Origin of the sequence: Geofilum rubicundum JCM 15548 (assembly GCF_000974365.1) — a bacterium.
Lineage (GTDB): Bacteria > Bacteroidota > Bacteroidia > Bacteroidales > Marinilabiliaceae > Geofilum > Geofilum rubicundum.
In genome coordinates this window covers 32,786-50,688 of record NZ_BAZW01000012.1, presented here as the reverse complement: position 1 = coordinate 50,688, position 17,903 = coordinate 32,786, and the positions used below count along the sequence as shown (strand labels likewise).

Below are 17,903 nucleotides of genomic sequence, written 5' to 3'. Positions count from 1 at the left end.
TTTCAATATAAGGAAAGTAAATCCCCCTTTTCGGCGGCTCAGCAGAGCCACCGAAAAGGGGGATTTTTAAAAGGGCAGGTGTCGATTATACTTTTTCTGCCACCATGAGAATGGCCGAACTTTCTTCATGAATGATTTCCAGTTCTTCCTCGATCTTTAAAATTCTTGAGCTCAGCCCCTTCATCAACATTCCCAATGAATCGACGGTTTTTTGCACACAGAAACCGGTCATCCGTAACTTGCGGGACTCCACCCAATCGGCGGTGAGGCAATTAAAGAAATCGGTCCTGAAATGCATGACGGCCTGAAAGTGCAGATCCAGATCTCTGCTTTGGGCAAATTCGTTGACCTCACTTTTAAATCCGCAAAGGTGGATACAGGCGTTGATAACGGATTCAAACATACGCTCGAGCAGGGCATTGGCATGGTCGTCGTTTTCTCCCGGAAGAGCAGCTTCACCACTGCCCCAAAAGGTGATCTCTCTTAGGTCATTGGACAAGTTGCGTAGATGGCGATGGGCCGCTTCTCCATGAATTCTTGCTTCACGGGCCGCCTTTAACTGACCTTTGTAATCCCCTATTTTTTTGGTAAAGTTAATAAAACGCACCTGGGTGGATCCTTCCATCAATTCGGACGCTTTTTCGAGCTGGCGCTGAAATTTTTGTTCGTCCCGGCGAATGCGCTTTAAATTAATTTCACCGCTGTAGCTCATGTTTTCCAGTCGCCTGCTCAAATTGTACACAATTTCTTCGCTGGCCAGGCAGTTCAATTGCATGATCAAAAGTTTTTGCCGGGTAACACTGCGCTTGGTGGAATCGGGACTAAATGTGGAGCAGATAAGGTGCCAAAGCTGTGATTTGTTATAGGTCTCAGGCAAGATGCCTGCTCGCCTCAGCGCACTGGAAGTTTTTCTTAACTCAGAAATCTCATTTTTAAGTACTTTACTGCATTCGAGCAATAAACGGTCGTGGTGGGTGACCTGACAAATGGTTTCGCGGGTTTCAAAAACCTGTTTTTGATAAACATCAATCATAACAGAAATTTTTAGGTTAAGGGCGTCATTCATCCTCCTTCCTGAAAACAGGAAAGCAAGGCATCAAGTTTTGGGGGTGGGAATAAAAACACGTCGGGTCTAACAACTCTCACATTATAGACCCCATCCTAATAAACAAACTTTATTCCCGGCGTCTGTTTAAAATCTTCGATGTATTAATAGATAACGTAAAAACCTGCAAGTTATTGGAATATGATGAAAAAAAGTAGCCAAAAGGCCAAAATTTTTCTTCATTATTTTGAATCGCTCCTTTAATCCGGGCAGGATATTCTTTTTCGTGAGGCCGCCATCCAGAAATCTGGACAAGACCATTTCGCCATTCACCACCACCCGGGCCCGCCTCAGGGCGGACAACACCCAATCGTAATCGGCCGAGAAACGATACCTCAGGTCATAAGGTGTGGCCAGCGACCGGGCCACCAAAATCGATTGGTGGCTCACCAACATGCCCCTGTGAAAATCTTTCCAGGTGAGCGACCTGGGGGGAGACAGACGTCGATGCCCTATTTCCTTTCCTTCCAAATCAACAATCATGGTATCACCATAATAGATGTCGGCGCCAGGACGCTGCTCAAATAATCGTGTCAACACCTGAGGTGCTGCCACCTCATCGCCTGCATTCAGAAACCAGACATAATCCCCGGTAGCCATGTTCAGACCTTTGTTCATGGCATCGTACAGTCCTTTGTCCGGTTCACTGATCCAGGCATTGATGTGTGCTTCATATCGTCGGATAATGTCCAGGGTTCCATCGGTGCTTCCACCATCCACGACGAGGTATTCCACATGGGAATAATCGAGCGATCTGACACTCTGAATGGTTCTTTCCAGGGTGGACCGGGCATTAAAGACCACCGTTATGATGGATACTTTGGGATTTTCCGAAGGATTATTCATTGCACTATTCATTTCCACCTTCCTTTTCACCAAGCAATTGTTGATAGAGATTCAAATACTGCCGGGCCACAAGCTCAGGGGCAAAATGGTTCAGCACCTTGTCCCGGGCATTCTCCCTGCAGGTTTGCTCTGCACACTTAAACAGCAGATATTCAATCCCCTCCGCCAATCCATCCGCATCACCCGGCGCGGCCAGATACCCACATATGCCATGGGCGACCATTTCCGGCACCCCGCCAATACGAAAAGCGGCCACCGGTGTGCCGCAGGATAAGGCCTCCATCACGGTATTGGGCAGATTGTCCTCCAGAGAAGGTAAGACAAAGACATCGGCCGCATTGTACAAATCCACCAGGGTTTCTACATCACTTACATAGTGCATCAAGCGGGCCGGGAACGGCAGTTTCTCGGCCAATCGGGGTGGCGTTTTTCCAAAAATCACCAGCTCTATTTGATCGGCCTGCTTTCGGGTACTCAATGTCTTGAGGGCATGTAACAAAAGCGCCATGCCTTTACGCGGATCGGCCACGTTGGCTGCCCCAAACAGAAGTATTTTTTTATCGGGTGGTAAATGGAGTCGCTTGCGCGCTTCTTTTCGGGGAACAGGCGCATAAAGTTCTGTATCTATGGGATTCGGGATGGAAATAACTGCGTGCTGTTGCAGCAAACTGGATTCCCGGGCCACCGATCCCAACCATTGACTGCAGGTCACTATGGATAAAGGCGCCTCGGCATAGGCCGCTTGCTTCTTCAGATGCTGCAGGGCCGATATATCATTGTGGGAGGGATCCTGAATGACCGGACAATGGCCACAACTTTTCTGATAGCCTTCACAGTCCCCGGCATAATGACAGCCGCCTGTAAAACTCCACATGTCATGCAGGTCCAGACGACCGGTTTTCCCAATTGCAGAATTTTTTCCAGGCCTTTAAGAGATAAGAAGCCCTGGTTGAACCAATGCAAATGAATAAGGTCTGCCTCCAAAACCAAGGGGTGTTTATGCAAATTAAAACCCCGACGGGCCAACGAAAAGGCAAAACGCGATGTTTTGCTTTTCTCGTGGGGCAGAAAGGCCGCCACCTCCTGCAGAAAATAATACATAACTTTGGCTTTTTCCCGTCTGGAATTGGCGATGGAAACAACGGATGCATCGTTTCCGGACTTCTCTGCCACCAGCATGGAAGCCTCCACATCCATGCCCCGTAGCGCATGCACGATACGGGAAGCTGCCACGGCAGCTCCGCCTTTTACATCACTCTTATTTATGTGTAATACGCGCATATGCCTATCTATTAAAATGAAGGTCAGATTTTTAAACCCGGACTTGTTTTAAGGGAATCTCAAAGTAAAATACAGAGCCCTGGCCGATTTCAGACTCCACCCATATTTGTCCACCCATCAGATCGACTTGTCCCTTGGAAATGGCCAGTCCCAACCCGGTTCCGCCATACTTCTTTTGAATGCTTTCACCCGCCTGCCTGAATCGTTCAAAAATCTTATCCTTTACTTCAGGCAAGATACCGATTCCGGAATCTTTCACAAAAAAGCGGATGCTTTTTTCCTGCATTAAATCGTAACCAAAGCAAATGCTTCCTTCGTGCGTAAATTTAATGGCATTTCCGATCAGATTGATAAAGATCTGCCGCAATTTTATTTCGTCCGCTAAAATGGTCAGTCCCTGCTGATCGTCTTCGCTAAAAACATATTCTAAATCTACCCCTGGCTTTAAATTGTTGGCAAAAACAGCATGCAATTCCCTCAGCAAAGAGGGGATATGTACCGGTGATTCAGACAACTTATTCTGCTGCGTTTCAATGGTGGATATGGTCATGATATCATCGACCAGACTCAATAACTGGCGGGAATTATTGACCACGATATCGGCAAATTCCTGCTTTTCCTCATCACTGAAACCGCTTAGAGACATCATTTCTGAAAAACCAATAACGGCATTAAGGGGGGTGCGTATTTCATGCGACATATTTTGCAAAAAGGCCGTTTTTAGCCGTTCACTCTCCTGCGCTTTTTCAATGGCATCAAATAATTCGCTGTTGGTTTGGTTCAGCTCCTCATTCAGGGTTTGGTATTCCTCATTTAGGGCCAAATATTCGTCATTCTGTTCCTGCAATTTCCTTTGATTTTCTTCCAAAGCCAGCTCAGAACGCTTGCGCTTGGTCACCTCCCGCCCCACACCAATAAAACCAACCACTTGACCGTTTTCCATTACGGCACTGTTGTTCCAGGCCAACCACCGCCATCCCTGAACCGACTTCACTTTTTGCTCAAAAGACACCTGATAGGGAGGTGCGGCCAAATCCTTTAACGCTTTAAAGGAAGTCACCACATCGCTCTCATCAATTTGAGGAATAAAGACTTTGCCCAACAGATCGCTTTCCTTCTTGCCAAAAAACCTGCAAAAAGAGGGACTGGCGTACAAATACTGTCCTTTTCGATCCACCTTGATGACCAAGTCGTTCTGATTTTCCACCAGGAAGCGATACTTCTCTTCACTTTTCTTTAAGGCCTCTGTGGCCAATTCTATTTCGGTGATATCATTAAAAACGGTGGCAAATTGATCGGGGCCAACCGAGGTCACGGACACATCAAAATGACGATTCAAGGGTAGGAAAAATTCCAAAAAACGGGCTGGCTCACCGCTTTCCACCACACGGGCGAATACGTCCAGATGCGGGGGCGGTCCACCCTCCCCATATACCACACTGCCCAGTTGTCCTTTTACTTCACTTTCGGGTTTCCCGACCAAACGGCGATAGGCGGGATTGACATCGGTAATAGAATAGTCGGTGATTTGCCCTTTCTCATTCCGAACGACCTGATGCAGGGCGATGCCCTCCAGGGCAGAACTAAACAAAGAAGAAAAGCGCTTTTCAGAGGCCGCCAGCTCAGAGGTTCTTTCATCTACAACACGCTCCAGACGGTAACGTTCCGTTGTGAACGCCCCAACAATGAAAGTAATCAAAAACAAAAATAGAAGCACCGTGGGAATAATAAAATACAATATTCTTGGCGGGTGGGTAGCAATGAATGCCGGGCCAGGCTGCATATTTAAAACAAAAACACGGCCGAAGACAAATACCGGATGCTGGCTATCCATACCCACGATGCATCGGGAAGGCGCGGAAGAGGAACCGAATTGCGCCATCTCCTTTTTGACACCACCTTCCAGATACTCCTCCCATTTAATATTAAAAGTGCCGGCTTCACCACTGGAAGCAACGGCCTCATTTAAAAGCACCTGCGGTTCAACTACCGCAAAAAAGAGCGCTGGTAATTCAGCGTCCTTAGGATCAATGGGCTGAAAGACGAAGGCCAATTTAATGTCCAGAGAATCCCGGACCGCAAACTCAATACCCCTCAATCCCGTTGCATAGGAGGTTTCCAATTTGTCATGGATATGGGCCAGAAAATCTTCCAGACATTCCTTGGTAAGGTCCAATCCCTTATCCTTCTCCGAATAATGCTGCAGTATCCATCGGGCCATGGAACCATTGCTTCCGGTTTTCATCGCAAAACCACAAGCTTCTATAAATTCATAATTTATAAGGGTGGATGTTCGCTGTCTGAATAGCGCATCGTCAACAGAATTTTGGGTAGGTATCGGACGAAAAGTCTCTTGCCAGGAGGTGCCAAACGAACGAAAGTAATCGTTGATCCGGGCCGCATAAAAGGTGGAGGATTGAGAAAAGATGGCTTGGCGATAACGCATTTCGTAAGAAAACGAGAACCAAATAATGAGTCCGCCAATGGCCAGACCAATAAGCAGGGTAAAGAGGGCTTCCGGACTTTGCCACCATTTATACCGCTGAAAATCGAGGACACTTCTTTGGGCGAGATAAAACGAGCCGCCCAATAATAAAAGCAAAAGCACCAAAGTGACCACCAATGGACGAATGGAGCCATGGCCCTTTCGATATCGAACTGTTCCGCCTCCATATCCACACCAATCATTATGGCAGGTGCAGATGATAAAGGATGTAAAACGGGTGCAAAGGCGCTTATATAGTATCCGAACTCATCCTTATAGGGGTCGAGGATGAGGCTTCGGCCGCTTGAAAACAATTCGGACAATCCCTCCGGCGGGTGTTGATAAATTTCACCGGGCAGAACGGTATCATACTGGTTGTGGGCGGGACTGCAGGGACCAAAGACGATGAGGGAATCACGCATGACCATCGTGTAAATCTGGACGTGGTCATAGTGCCCGGCCATCACCTCCAAATGATGGGAAATGTATCCGTATGCGGCATTGGAGGTATCGCTTTCAGTAAAAGTCAGCGGCGCAATCAATTCATAACTGAATCCGTTGGCAACCGATTGGGCAATGGTTTCCAATTCCTGGTAACGATTGTCCCGCACCCTCTGAACTTCAAAGTAAGCACCCCCGAGTCCGATCGCTAAAATCAAAGATCCAAAAACGGCCAAAATAATACGCAAACTCTTTAAACGACGGGAAAGTGACAATCGGGAAGACAGGCCCTGTTCAGCCCTCATCATTTTATATCCCAGCCCCTTAAAAGAAAGTATCATAACACCTGTGAAAACAACTATACAGGCAATGAGTAAAAGATATGGCCAGTAACTACTCATGGTCATCTACAAAATATCCATTTAAGTTCATCATTCTTATTATCCGTATAAGGCAGAACTCTATCTGCGAAGCATTTCAGGGACTCAAGATAGTCATTATTTAAATATTTTAAGTCCCGTTTGAACATCCTCCCTTGTTATCAGACCCATAAAAAACATGAAAGCCATAAAAACCAAAACCACCAATGATTTGAACAACCAGCCCAAAGGTAAATCAAAAACAAAAGTCTGCATACCAATCACCACCAAAACAGCCCAAAAAATAATGAGCCAAAAACTTTTGACCAACTGCAAATGAAGGGTTTCATATTTCTTGACTTCAACAATGATCCAGACCAAACCAAACAATTGGGCCAACACCGTTGATACAGAAGCACCCATTTTTCCGTATTCCCGAACCAAAATCAGGTTGCCTGCTATATTGACCACTGCACTGAGTATCAGGATGAGTGATATCCGCCTGGTCTTCTTATGCTTATTCAATGGCAAGGTAAGAAATTGTCTCAAACCGGAAAAAATAAGACCTGCCATCAAAACAGGAATCAAAATCACCGAACTCTGGAAAAAGGGACTGCCGGAAGAAATGACATAGATAATTTCCGGCGAAAACAGGACAATCCCGAGTCCTCCAAAGGTGATCAAAATAACAAACAGACGGGTAAAGCGGGCAAAGAAAAGCATGCTGTCCCGGTTATGCATCGTCTTAAAAAAGTAATTGGAGTAAGAGGTGATGAGTGAGGCAACCACAATCATTTGAACCAGATTGGCCACCTTAAAGGCCATGCTGTAACTCGCCACCTCATCCAGATTCTGATACTGATTAATGATATGGCGGTCGCTCAGCGTCAAAACCGTGGTCAACACGTTGGATACGGCCAGCGGGAACCCATAGTGAATTAATTGTTTAAGTATGCCTTTTAAAAAGGTTAGTTGAATGTTCTTTATAATAAACGGAACTAAGGCCAAAAAGGTCAAAACATGGGCCACCATCTGTGCCAGATAAATTCCTTTTAAACCCATCTTCTTGTATTCCAGAAAATAAAAGGTGAAGCCCAACATCAATGTGATGTTTAGCGCCAACCACCAGGTTTGGCTCGTGGCCCTTTGTTCCAATTTAAGCAGGTAAAAGGGCACATCGTAGAGGATCCGAAAAAAGGTCCCAATCAAAAAGTAAATGATTAAATCGGTTGGTATCTCGTATTTGAAAATGGCCGTTGAATAAAACAAGAGAAGCAGGCCGACCGCCGAAACGGACAAGAAACTGGTGAAGGCGTTAAAACTCCAGGTGGTAAAAAAAAGCGACCGTTTTTGGTCCTTACTCTCCATTTCATGGTACCAGCGGGTAAAACCACCCTTGACGCCCAGTCCGGAAAGCATCAAAATAAATTGAAAAAGGGTCTCAAAAAGGGTGAAAATGCCAAACTCGCTTTCATTGATATAATCCAGGTAGAGCGGAATTAAAATAACGCCACTTAATTTGGTCAACACATTGCCAACGCCGTAAATGGCACCTTGCCTGAAAACAAAACGCGTTTGAAATTGCATGGATAATGGTTTAAACAATTTAAGACCCTACCAACCGCGAAGATAGCGCGTTATTTTTAAATAATTGATGGCACGCCGGTAGAGCGAGGGTTTATAAAAATCACGAAATCGTTGATTTATGACGGCACTATTGCCCGCCTTTTGGATGATAAGTATTTATGGCATAAGGCAACAGCATATTTACCTGAATGTTTCATGTGGGTGCCGGAACCGTCAGCTCCCCGGTTGCTTACCAAAGACTGAACCGGATAAACATTGGTCATTCCCAGATTAAAACAGGCCTGGTTAAAGCGTACAGCCCAGGAAGCAATCTTACCTTGCTGTTGCTTCAGCAGCATCACCGGCAGGTCGGCCCCCTGCTCTGCCAATTGCTCCCGCATGGCCTTATTTGAGATAAACGGCTGAAAATCGGCCACCGACCAATCCACCTTTTCCCACCTGTCCCGCCACGTTCCCCAGCCCCAGGAATTGATTCGGGGAAACAAAAAGGAATCCAAGCTATAATCCTTTGGAATGGCAATGGGTGGACAATACCCGGATACTGAAAAAATGTGCCCATCGTTCTTATATTGCCAGAGGGCTTCATTCATGAACTTCAGAAAATAGGGCGCCGTTTCCAAATCATCCTCCAAAACAAGACAGGCATCAAAGGTGGACAGAACCTCCGAAACACCATCAATAACACTGGCCGACAAGCCCTTATTGCCTTCACTGCATACGATCCGAACCGATTTAAAACCCTGGACGATGCTTAAAAGGCGTCGGACGGATTTCACCAAAGCAACATCCCTGGTTGTAGCCGGTCCGTCACTGAATACAATCAAAGGCGTATCAAGTGCACCCTCATTGGCCGAAAGGGCCGACAGGGTTTTCTGAACATGATCGGGACGATTGTAACAAAACAGCACAACGGGATAATACATAAGGCTTATTTTAATTGAATTCTTTTCCAGACATTGTCCTGCTCAATCAGACATATCTGCTGTTCAATTCGATCTACAAGAACCTGTTCTTCTGTAATTAAAGACTTAACAACTTTATCTATACTTGAAGATACCTTTCCACTACTCACATCCACCAACAGCTTTTCCAAAGAAAACATGGTCGCCAGATGCCGGTACTTTTCCGCCCAACCCACAATAATAACGGGCTTATGAAGCTTCAAGCATGAATGGCCCCATGGTAACGGCCCGAAACGACAAACCTCGATCCCCGGATAGCCGTATGAAGGTCCTCTAAAGTCAAAACCTGATCTTCCACCTTAAATAATTCATGAGAAATCCGGCTTTTCAGCAGCTCACAAAAAAGGCGGTCGTCCCGACTATGCTGTATGATCCTTACCGGTATACGCAGATCCAGTGCTTGACGGATCAGATTCTCAAACAATTGCAGGGTCGAATCTTTCCCCACAACACGAAACAGCTGTTGGTTGGGAATAACCAAAACACCGGGGCCCGCCAACACAGGGCTGTTGGTTTTTTTTTCGGGCACCTGAAGTACTATGTCGGCCGACAGTTCGGATGCTTCTTTCCTAATTTGGCGAACCGCTTTGAGTCCGGCCGGTTCACGCACAAAAATGATTTTTGGATAGCGCAAAAGAGGCACGGCAAAAATTTGAAACAGCCATTTTTTCAGACCCTTAAAATGAAAAGGCCCCATGCTTTGCGGCAACAGCCAAACAGGAATGCCCTTCTTTCTGGCCAGATATATGGGCAGCAAATAGGCGACACTCCACATCAGGGCCTGGTTGTGCGAGCTAAGACCATAACCACTAATATCAAAAACAGCAGAGGCAGAATTTATGGCACTTTTTATTTCTGATTCAGGATCACTGATCGCCTTTTTTTTAAACAACAACTTTAATATTGGAAAACCCATTCGGTAAAGCGTTCGTACATGCATGTTGACAATGCGAAAAGGATAAGCCCCCTTGTCTGAAGCTTTCACCGTCGGAAAAAGGTCCAGCAGCACCGGTTCATAGCCGGGAAAATAAGTCCGTACCGCATCCACTGTAGACATCAGCATGGATTCTGCTCCCTTATTGACAAAGTTACCACCGGTGATAACGATGGTCGGTTTTGGTTGTTGCGACACCATTATAATATTTCAAGTAATTCTTCAACTTCTTTCCGTACAGAACAAGCAACCATTGAATTATCCTTGGCCATCCCCATGGCAATAAGCATCACGGGCCGCTCGTATTCTTTCATGGTCAAATGCTTTCGCAAGGCCCTGTCGGCCTTTTGGTGATCGGGCCAATTGATGGGACAGCTGCCGCAGCCCTGACTTTCAAGGGCCAGCATAAAGCTCATGGCTGCCAGACTGCCATCGATGTACATCAAATGCCGGTCGCCCGGAGAAGGGGATACGGCGGTGGAGCCCAATACAACCGCCAGTGCAGGAATGCCTTCGGCAAAGGATCTGGCTCCCCCTGCCAGACGGGCCACATCACCCACCAGGGGAGCTTCGGTGAGTACCACAAACCTAAAGGGCTGCCGGTTACACGAGCTGGGCGCCAAAGCGGCCAGAGCCACGGCTCTTTTTAAAACATCTGCCGATGGCACACTTCCCGGCACAAAAGAACGGACAGATTTGCGGCTTTGGGCCAATTGTTGAAACCGGGCATACAATTCCTGGTCGGTGGGCGACTTAACAAAAGGACCCCGGTAAACCGCAGGTAATAATTTCAGGTAGTTCACCGCTGAAAATATCCCCTGGGCCTGAGTCACCAGAGGAACTTCCGGACTGCATTGAAAATACTGTTCCAACACATCAAAGGCCCAATCATTGAGCGTACACTGCTGAAGCTCTTCCACAGAATAAGCAAACTGGTGAACCGTTTCCAACAGATAATCAGCGCCAAAAAAGGCCTTGCGATTTTCGGCCATCAGTCCCTTTTCCAGACGATGAATGTTACGGCGCAGATGAGAAGGATTACCTTGTTGAAAAAGACTGCGCTTCAGGTAGGCTTGGCGACCCAAAATATACAACTTCATTTCAGAAGAAAAAACGTCTGAAAACAAAGCAAAATAGACTTTTCGCATTAAGCCGGATGCACTGAGCACAGGTATCAAAACCCGTGTTTCCAGTCGCTTTATAAAAAGCGACCATTTGAAGTACAGTCGCAGTAGTCGCTCATACTGCCCCGTCTTCTCCGACCAATTTCTTAATAGCTTTCTCATATTTTGTTAACAAAATTAACCATTAAATATGAGAAATCGCGGAATCATTCAAAGCCTTTTGCGCCCTTCGGACACAACCGATTCCCGTTAGCGCCAAAGGCTGGTACTCCATGATTTGTTGCAGTAAATGCATATAAAAATCTGTGACACCGTTGTATTCATCATTATTTAACCGACAATTGTGCCACAAAAGAGAAAACAGGCCCCCAAATTTTTGAGCTTCCTGTACATACTGTAATACGCTGGTTTCGATTTCGGCAAAGGAGAGTTGACGGTATTGTAAAGCGGACACTTCCATCATCACCAGGGGGATTTCCCATATCTGCATCGGGACATCCTTCTCAAAATCATAGGGACGAAAGGGATAACAATAGCCATTGCGGTAGCCGTCATGGTCGTGAAAAGACAGGGTGGAATCGTAGACCAGGCCAGCGGCCTCCTGGATTTTAAAAGTAGTGGGATGCGAAAAAAGAAGATAGTGCTGTCGAATGCCTGCCGGTGCTTCACCGGAGACTTTGCTCAGTGCTGCTTTTTGCTTTTGCAGACTTGGACCGTCCGTAACGGATTTAAAAGTACCATGAATGCCTACTTCAAATTCTTCACTTTTAAGTTCAGATATTAAATGTTTTATTTTTTTAGAAGAAAAATTAAACCAGGCATTTTTAGTCCCCTCTTCCCTCGCCAAAAAGAAAAAAGACGAACGGATGCCCAGGCGCTTTTCCACATCCATCATCCAACGAAAGTTCCACCAGGGATCCTTTCCTCCCCAGAGATTAAGGTGAAAACGGAGACCTGAAAGGAGCTGTTTAAACAATTTACTTTTACTTTCGGTATTAATTTTTAATCCTATAATCTGCAGCACTTTATAAATCATCAATCTTGGATGATGAAAGGATACCCTATCCACGTCATGACTGAGTAAAAAACCAAAGTTATCAAACAAGCGCCGGCGCTTAATCGGCAGATCATGCAATTGGCCGAAAGCTTCGAAACCTTTCAATAAACACTCGAAATAATAATTAACAACAGGCTTTGAAACAATGTTATATCTGTTTTGAATACTTCCGGCATATTGAAACCGGCCGTAAGCATCCCGATGGCCTTCCCGGAGTTCCTGAAGGCCCGACAATACATAAAAAGCGGAAGACAAGTAATCGTGGCTGAACCAAAGATTGCCGGATTCATCCATCTGATAAAGCACAGAACTTTCAGAAAGCGGAAAAAGAACAGGAATGTCCTGTCCCTCAACATTAACATTAACAGGCTGTGGCTGGTCCTGGCCCGACAACCGGAACACAATCTTTCCCTGAAGTCCCTGCGGCACAGGCTGGTGAGGCCCAATAATGACAAAAGCTTCGGTCACCCGTTTATCCGGCACCCAATGCTGCTGCAAATGGTCAAATAGGTAATGTATTTTATTTTGTGAAAGATGCATGGCGACAAATATAAGCAACTCATTTAAAATCAAGCGAAATTTTTCCAAAGCCGAAGGACACCAGACGATAATTACATAACGAAGAAAGCGGATTTTTAGGGTATGGCCATGATTAAGCCCCATAAGATATGTTCATGCCCAAGATTTGACTATATTTGCAGCTAAGTTGAGAGAGTTATACCCTTTCGGTCATCAAAAAACAACCATTGCATGAGCCATACTGCAGCCAAAAGGAAGCTTCGAAGTTCATACGCGACAACCATTATCAGCATTTCGCTGGTACTATTTCTATTGGGCATCATCGGTTTTTTGTACCTGAATGCCAACCGACTTTCGGTCTATGTGAAAGAAAATCTTGGATTTACAATATTAATCAATGACAACGCCCGCGAGGCGGAAGTGGTTCGCCTGCAAAAAGTGCTGAACGCAGCGGCTTATGTGCGCGTGGCGGAATACATCAATAAGGAACAGGCGGCAGAATCGCTTAAAGATGAACTGGGAGAAGACTTTGTGGAATTTTTGGGTTACAACCCTTTACTGGCCTCCATCGAAGTTAAGCTGGCGGCCGACTGGGCCAATCCCGACAGCATGGCCCGCATTGAGGCACAGATCAACAGCTTTCCGCAGGTCAAGGAGGTCTATTACCAGAAAAATCTGCTGGATGCGATTCATGAAAATGTCAAAAAAATCACCATTGTATTGGCCATTTTCAGTCTGCTGCTACTATTCATAGCCATTGCTCTGATCAACAACACCATTCGCTTGTCGGTCTATTCCCGCAGATTTCTCATTAACACCATGCAACTGGTAGGAGCCACACGGGGATTCATACGAAAACCCTTCCTGCTAAAAAGTGTGCTGCACGGACTGGCAGGGGCTACGGTGGCCATCGTGTTGCTTTCCATATTTATTTTCGGATTGAGCAGTGAAATGAATGGGGTCATCGGATTTTCAAACCTCTTCCTCATTGCCCTGCTGTTTCTCTTTGTCATTGGCGTCGGGATATTCATCACCCTGATATCCACCTTTTTCGCCGTCAACAAATATCTGCGGCTTAAAACCGATCAACTCTATTATTAATCATTGGAAGATTTGCCCGATGGCTTCTTCATTGTTATCAAACAAAAACCTTCAATAGTATGTCACAAAAAGCAAAATCTGAAACACCGACGAAGAAATTTGAAATGGCCCTTCACAAAGAGAATTACATCCTTTTAGCCATTTCTTTTGCCATTGTTGTCATTGGCTTTATTTTAATGATGGGTGGGGGTAGCGATGATCCGGAAGTCTTCAGTGAAGCCATCTATGGCTTTCAACGGATAACTCTGGCACCCGTGGTAGTGCTCTTTGGCTTTGTGTTCGCTATTTATGCCATCATGAAAAAACCTTCTGTCGACAAAAAAGACACTAACCTATAAGACCAACACTTTAGATGAATTGGATTGAAGCACTTATTCTTGGTCTTATCCAGGGATTGACGGAGTTTTTGCCGGTCAGCAGCAGCGGGCATCTCGAAATAGGGAAAGAATTACTGGGCGTGGAAGCCGCCGAAAACCTCACATTTACCGTAATGGTGCACGGGGCCACTGTTTTAAGTACTTTGGTGGTATTCCGAAAGGACATTGCCAATCTGCTGTCAGGCCTTTTTCGCTTTCAATGGAATGAAGAGACACAATACATTGTCAAAATAGCGGTTTCTATGATTCCCATCGCCATTGTCGGCCTCTTTTTTAAAGATGCGGTGGAAGCTGTTTTTGAATCGGCCAATATCCTGCTTCTGGTAGGCGCCATGTTGTTGGTGACGGCCGTATTTCTGACTTTTGCCTACTACAAAAAATCAGGGGATAAAGACCTCTCCTTTTTCCACGCTTTTGTCATAGGCATGGCACAAACCGTGGCTGTTTTGCCGGGCATCTCCCGGTCGGGGGCGACCATCGCCACCGGCTTGTTATTGGGTAACAGAAAAAGCGAGGTGGCCAGATTTTCCTTCCTGATGGTATTGGTGCCCATTTTGGGGGAAAATGTACTGAGCCTGCTGAAGTACGATGCCGCCGCGCAGGCTTCTACCCAAAGCTCAGAGGTTCTGGTGCTTGTGGTGGGATTTGTCGCCGCCTTTGTGGCCGGCCTGGTGGCCTGCCAATGGATGATCAACATTGTAAAACAAGGCAAACTGATCTATTTCGCCATTTATTGTGCAGTGGTTGCAGTTATTGCCATAAGCGGAAATTTGCTGGGATAGATAGTGATGGAAGAACTATTAAAAACATTGAGCGTGGACAGCTCCTGTCGGGCTGAAGATTTTTTGGAGGGTCGGGCCTTACTCATCAACAAACCCTATTCGTGGTCGTCGTTCGACGTGGTCAACAAAATCCGCATCCAATTTAAGAAATACCTGGGCATTAAAAAGATAAAGGTGGGTCATGCCGGCACACTGGACCCCTTGGCGAGCGGACTGCTCATCATCTGTACCGGCAAAGCCACCAAGACCATTGACCAGTTAATGGGAATGGACAAGGAATATGTGGCCCACATCACTTTTGGGGCTTCCACGCCCTCCTATGATCTGGAAACGGAGCCCGACCAACACTTTGAAACGGACCATATAACAAAGGCTGAAATTCAAAAGGCCCTGCAAGGTTTTCAGGGCATTCAGATGCAAGCACCGCCTGTTTTTTCGGCCATCAAAAAAGATGGTCAAAGGGCCTATGAGCAGGCCCGAAAAGGTAAAAGCCTGAAACTCGATAAGCGGGAAGTGGAATTTAAGGACCTGGAGCTTCTGGCATATACCGCACCAACAGCCCTGGTTCGGGTGGTTTGCAGCAAGGGAACCTACATCCGTTCTTTTGCCCACGATCTGGGCAAAGCGCTTCATAGCGGGGCCCATTTATCGGGCCTTGAAAGAACGGCCATCGGCCCCATGAAGCTCGATGGGGCCTTAAGCATGGAACAATTTGAAAAATTGTTGGTTACAATTCAAACAATTTGACTTTTCATACGTATAAGATTAGCTTATTTTTGTGTATAAATTATTCATCCATATAACTCTTTTGTTACAATGAAGTTATCGAAATTCAAGTACAAACTGCCAGAAGAATTGATCGCCCTACACCCGTCACCCAACAGGGACGAATCCCGTTTAATGGTCATCAACCGCGCCACCGGCAAAATTGAACATAAAGTTTTTAAAGACCTCATCAACTATTTCAGCATCAATGATGTTTTGGTGTTTAACGACACCAAGGTCTTTCCGGCCCGCCTGTATGGCAACAAAGAAAAAACGGGCGCTGAAATTGAGGTCTTCCTGCTCAGGGAACTGAATCAGGATCAACGCTTGTGGGATGTTTTGGTGGATCCTGCCCGAAAGATCCGTATTGGCAATAAATTGTACTTTGGTGATGACGATTCTTTGGTAGCGGAAGTCATTGACAATACCACCTCGCGTGGACGGACCCTTCGTTTTCTCTACGACGGGCCCTACGAAGATTTCAAGAAAACACTCTATAGTCTGGGAGAAACCCCACTGCCCAAATTTATCAAAAGAGAAGTGGAACCGGAAGACAGTGAGCGCTACCAGACCATTTTCGCCAAAAACGAAGGTGCTGTGGCAGCCCCGACCGCCGGCCTGCACTTCAGTCGGGAATTACTTAAGCGTCTGGAAATTAAAGGTTCGCACTTTGCCTACGTCACTTTGCATGTGGGCCTTGGCAACTTCAGAACCGTAGATGTGGAGGACCTGACCAAGCACAAGATGGACTCGGAGCAAATATTCATTTCTGAGGAGGCCACCAAGGTCATCAACAATGCCAAAGACCAGAAACAGCGGGTTTGTGCGGTGGGTACCACCGTCATGCGTACCCTTGAAAGCTCGGTAAGCACCTATGGCCATGTGAAGCCCTTTGAAGGATGGACCAACAAATTCATATTCCCGGCCTACGACTTTCAGGTGGCCAACAGCATGATATCCAATTTTCATTTGCCCTACTCTACGCTCTTAATGATGTCGGCCGCTTTTGGCGGCTACGATTTAATCATGAAAGCCTATAAAGTAGCCGTTAAAGAGAAATACCGCTTTGGCACCTATGGCGATGCCATGCTCATCCTTTAGTCGTCAAAACCAAGCATGATACAACTCTGTATTTGAGCGTATTGAAGAAATAAAAAGAGGGGTGTCTGTTCGGACACCTCTTTTTTTTGCGCCACAGTTTCTTAACTTTACTTCCGCAAATGCACCCTTAAAGTGAGAAAAGCAGTATCTTTCATTGGTGAAACCTGACAAACCTCCAAGCTATGATAAAAATTCTGGTGCCCCTCAACTTTTCGGACTATTCGCTGAATGCACTCAACTTCGCACTCACGCTTGCGGAAGAATTTCCCGCCGAAATCTCCGTTCTGCACTGTTTTACCGATTACATTTCCCTGGAAGAAACGGAGCAGGACACGGAATCACAAGGTTATACGCCCCTCTTAACCCGGGAGGAAATTAAGCAAAAGGATGCAGAAACACAGGAAAAGCTGCAGCAATTGATTTCCCACAAGGTTCAGAAGATGTCTTCCTTGCAGGAGAAAAACATCCGCCTCATCTATCGCTTTGAATACGGTTATCCGGAGGACATCATTCCCAAAATCAGCAACGAGGAGATTTACGATGTGGTAATTATGGGAACCAAGACCAAAGGAGAAACCATTAAAGAAGCTTTGGGCAGCGTGACCAGCGATGTGATACAGCGCGTTACCGCCCCTGTTTTGGCGGTACCCGCCCATTCCGTAATAGACCTGAAAAAACATGGCAAGGTTCTTTTTTTACTGGAACTCAACGAGCGGGATTACATTTCCCTGCACAGCCTGATTCGGCTGATCTCTCCTTTCCATACAGAAATTAATGCCGTGCTTTTCTGCCCCACCAGAGCCGACAAAAATGACATTCGGAAAATGGATCAGTTGCGCAGCTATTGTGACACCACTTACCGTCACTTCAATATTAATTTTGACATCATCACAGGGAAGAACTATGTTAAATCCATTGAGGAATATCTCGTGGATAACCCGTCCGACCTGGTAGCCATGACCCGTAGAAAGCGGACCTTGCTAAAAAAACTGTTCAGCCCTTCCATCATCCGCCAACTTTTATTCAGCACAGACATCCCATTGTTGGTTTTTCACTCCTGAATGACTTAAATTTGCC

The 17,903-nt window shown here is 46.0% G+C and carries 18 protein-coding genes; 6 read left to right on the top strand and 12 right to left on the bottom strand.

Features of this window, described 5'->3' with window-relative positions:
- Positions 1–85 precede the first annotated feature (85 nt).
- The 12 genes from JCM15548_RS08200 to JCM15548_RS08150 all read right to left on the bottom strand — a co-directional run bounded on the left by JCM15548_RS08200 (position 86) and on the right by JCM15548_RS08150 (position 12,844).
- Positions 86–1,033, bottom strand: a complete 948-nt coding sequence (locus tag JCM15548_RS08200) for a hypothetical protein (RefSeq protein ID WP_062124201.1) — start codon at positions 1,031–1,033, stop codon at positions 86–88.
- Positions 1,034–1,192: 159 nt separating this feature from the next.
- On the bottom strand, positions 1,193–1,963 hold the full coding sequence (locus tag JCM15548_RS08195; RefSeq protein WP_227625595.1) for a glycosyltransferase family 2 protein: 771 nt from the start codon (positions 1,961–1,963) through the stop codon (positions 1,193–1,195).
- Entirely contained in the window at positions 1,956–2,636 is a 681-nt protein-coding gene (locus tag JCM15548_RS08190; protein WP_227625602.1) for a glycosyltransferase, read from the bottom strand. Before JCM15548_RS08190 ends, JCM15548_RS08195 begins: the two co-directional genes overlap by 8 nt.
- A 65-nt stretch (positions 2,637–2,701) precedes the next feature.
- Positions 2,702–3,232 (bottom strand): glycosyltransferase family protein, encoded by a 531-nt coding sequence (locus tag JCM15548_RS23420; RefSeq protein ID WP_062124197.1) that lies wholly within the window; start codon positions 3,230–3,232, stop codon positions 2,702–2,704.
- Between the two features lie 31 nt (positions 3,233–3,263).
- A complete protein-coding gene (locus JCM15548_RS08180; protein WP_227625601.1) occupies positions 3,264–5,015 on the bottom strand; it encodes a PAS domain-containing sensor histidine kinase in 1,752 nt (583 codons plus the stop codon).
- A gap of 494 nt (positions 5,016–5,509) precedes the next feature.
- Positions 5,510–6,565, bottom strand: coding sequence for a hypothetical protein (locus JCM15548_RS23415; protein WP_062124193.1), 1,056 nt, complete (start codon positions 6,563–6,565; stop codon positions 5,510–5,512).
- A 90-nt stretch (positions 6,566–6,655) separates the two neighbouring features.
- Positions 6,656–8,104 carry an oligosaccharide flippase family protein gene (locus tag JCM15548_RS08170; protein ID WP_062124191.1) on the bottom strand — a complete coding sequence of 483 codons (1,449 nt, stop codon included), beginning with the start codon at positions 8,102–8,104 and terminating at the stop codon, positions 6,656–6,658.
- Positions 8,105–8,220: 116 nt separating this feature from the next.
- The gene (locus tag JCM15548_RS08165) at positions 8,221–9,027 is read right to left on the bottom strand and encodes a glycosyltransferase (protein WP_062124189.1); all 807 of its coding nucleotides are present in this window, start codon (positions 9,025–9,027) and stop codon (positions 8,221–8,223) included.
- A 5-nt stretch (positions 9,028–9,032) separates the two neighbouring features.
- Positions 9,033–9,242 carry a hypothetical protein gene (locus JCM15548_RS21570; protein WP_157482539.1) on the bottom strand — a complete coding sequence of 70 codons (210 nt, stop codon included), beginning with the start codon at positions 9,240–9,242 and terminating at the stop codon, positions 9,033–9,035.
- A 23-nt stretch (positions 9,243–9,265) separates the two neighbouring features.
- A complete protein-coding gene (locus JCM15548_RS08160) occupies positions 9,266–10,201 on the bottom strand; it encodes a polysaccharide pyruvyl transferase family protein (protein ID WP_062124187.1) in 936 nt (311 codons plus the stop codon).
- Positions 10,201–11,286, bottom strand: a complete 1,086-nt coding sequence (locus tag JCM15548_RS08155; protein WP_062124185.1) for a nitroreductase family protein — start codon at positions 11,284–11,286, stop codon at positions 10,201–10,203. The genes JCM15548_RS08160 and JCM15548_RS08155 overlap by 1 nt, the downstream gene beginning before the upstream one ends.
- A gap of 22 nt (positions 11,287–11,308) precedes the next feature.
- On the bottom strand, positions 11,309–12,844 hold the full coding sequence (locus tag JCM15548_RS08150) for a polysaccharide deacetylase family protein (RefSeq protein ID WP_227625594.1): 1,536 nt from the start codon (positions 12,842–12,844) through the stop codon (positions 11,309–11,311).
- A gap of 87 nt (positions 12,845–12,931) precedes the next feature.
- On the opposite strand from JCM15548_RS08150, the gene JCM15548_RS08145 reads away from it, so the two are divergent.
- The 6 genes from JCM15548_RS08145 to JCM15548_RS08120 all read left to right on the top strand — a co-directional run bounded on the left by JCM15548_RS08145 (position 12,932) and on the right by JCM15548_RS08120 (position 17,887).
- Positions 12,932–13,801, top strand: a complete 870-nt coding sequence (locus JCM15548_RS08145) for a cell division protein FtsX (RefSeq protein ID WP_062124183.1) — start codon at positions 12,932–12,934, stop codon at positions 13,799–13,801.
- A gap of 59 nt (positions 13,802–13,860) precedes the next feature.
- A complete protein-coding gene (locus tag JCM15548_RS08140; RefSeq protein ID WP_062124181.1) occupies positions 13,861–14,139 on the top strand; it encodes a DUF3098 domain-containing protein in 279 nt (92 codons plus the stop codon).
- A gap of 14 nt (positions 14,140–14,153) precedes the next feature.
- Entirely contained in the window at positions 14,154–14,960 is an 807-nt protein-coding gene (locus tag JCM15548_RS08135) for an undecaprenyl-diphosphate phosphatase (protein ID WP_062124179.1), read from the top strand.
- Positions 14,961–14,966: 6 nt separating this feature from the next.
- Positions 14,967–15,707 carry a tRNA pseudouridine(55) synthase TruB gene (gene truB, locus JCM15548_RS08130; RefSeq protein ID WP_062124177.1) on the top strand — a complete coding sequence of 247 codons (741 nt, stop codon included), beginning with the start codon at positions 14,967–14,969 and terminating at the stop codon, positions 15,705–15,707.
- A gap of 69 nt (positions 15,708–15,776) precedes the next feature.
- Complete coding sequence (queA, locus tag JCM15548_RS08125; RefSeq protein WP_062124176.1) at positions 15,777–16,826, top strand: tRNA preQ1(34) S-adenosylmethionine ribosyltransferase-isomerase QueA; 1,050 nt, start codon at positions 15,777–15,779, stop codon at positions 16,824–16,826.
- 182 nt (positions 16,827–17,008) lie between these two features.
- Complete coding sequence (locus JCM15548_RS08120; protein ID WP_062124174.1) at positions 17,009–17,887, top strand: universal stress protein; 879 nt, start codon at positions 17,009–17,011, stop codon at positions 17,885–17,887.
- Positions 17,888–17,903 lie beyond the last annotated feature (16 nt).

Excerpts from the sequence above, each read along its gene's own strand:
- JCM15548_RS08165 (WP_062124189.1), bottom strand. The coding sequence starts at position 9,027 with ATGTATTATCCCGTTGTGCTGTTTTGTTACAATCGTCCCGATCATGTT.
- JCM15548_RS08170 (WP_062124191.1), bottom strand. The coding sequence starts at position 8,104 with ATGCAATTTCAAACGCGTTTTGTTTTCAGGCAAGGTGCCATTTACGGC.
- JCM15548_RS08180 (WP_227625601.1), bottom strand. The coding sequence starts at position 5,015 with ATGCAGCCTGGCCCGGCATTCATTGCTACCCACCCGCCAAGAATATTG.
- queA (WP_062124176.1), top strand. The coding sequence starts at position 15,777 with ATGAAGTTATCGAAATTCAAGTACAAACTGCCAGAAGAATTGATCGCC.
- JCM15548_RS08140 (WP_062124181.1), top strand. The coding sequence starts at position 13,861 with ATGTCACAAAAAGCAAAATCTGAAACACCGACGAAGAAATTTGAAATG.
- JCM15548_RS08145 (WP_062124183.1), top strand. The coding sequence starts at position 12,932 with ATGAGCCATACTGCAGCCAAAAGGAAGCTTCGAAGTTCATACGCGACA.
- JCM15548_RS08160 (WP_062124187.1), bottom strand. The coding sequence starts at position 10,201 with ATGGTGTCGCAACAACCAAAACCGACCATCGTTATCACCGGTGGTAAC.
- JCM15548_RS08155 (WP_062124185.1), bottom strand. The coding sequence starts at position 11,286 with ATGAGAAAGCTATTAAGAAATTGGTCGGAGAAGACGGGGCAGTATGAG.
- JCM15548_RS23420 (WP_062124197.1), bottom strand. The coding sequence starts at position 3,232 with ATGCGCGTATTACACATAAATAAGAGTGATGTAAAAGGCGGAGCTGCC.
- JCM15548_RS23415 (WP_062124193.1), bottom strand. The coding sequence starts at position 6,565 with ATGACCATGAGTAGTTACTGGCCATATCTTTTACTCATTGCCTGTATA.
- JCM15548_RS08150 (WP_227625594.1), bottom strand. The coding sequence starts at position 12,844 with ATGGGGCTTAATCATGGCCATACCCTAAAAATCCGCTTTCTTCGTTAT.
- JCM15548_RS08200 (WP_062124201.1), bottom strand. The coding sequence starts at position 1,033 with ATGATTGATGTTTATCAAAAACAGGTTTTTGAAACCCGCGAAACCATT.
- truB (WP_062124177.1), top strand. The coding sequence starts at position 14,967 with ATGGAAGAACTATTAAAAACATTGAGCGTGGACAGCTCCTGTCGGGCT.
- JCM15548_RS08120 (WP_062124174.1), top strand. The coding sequence starts at position 17,009 with ATGATAAAAATTCTGGTGCCCCTCAACTTTTCGGACTATTCGCTGAAT.
- JCM15548_RS08135 (WP_062124179.1), top strand. The coding sequence starts at position 14,154 with ATGAATTGGATTGAAGCACTTATTCTTGGTCTTATCCAGGGATTGACG.
- JCM15548_RS08195 (WP_227625595.1), bottom strand. The coding sequence starts at position 1,963 with ATGAATAGTGCAATGAATAATCCTTCGGAAAATCCCAAAGTATCCATC.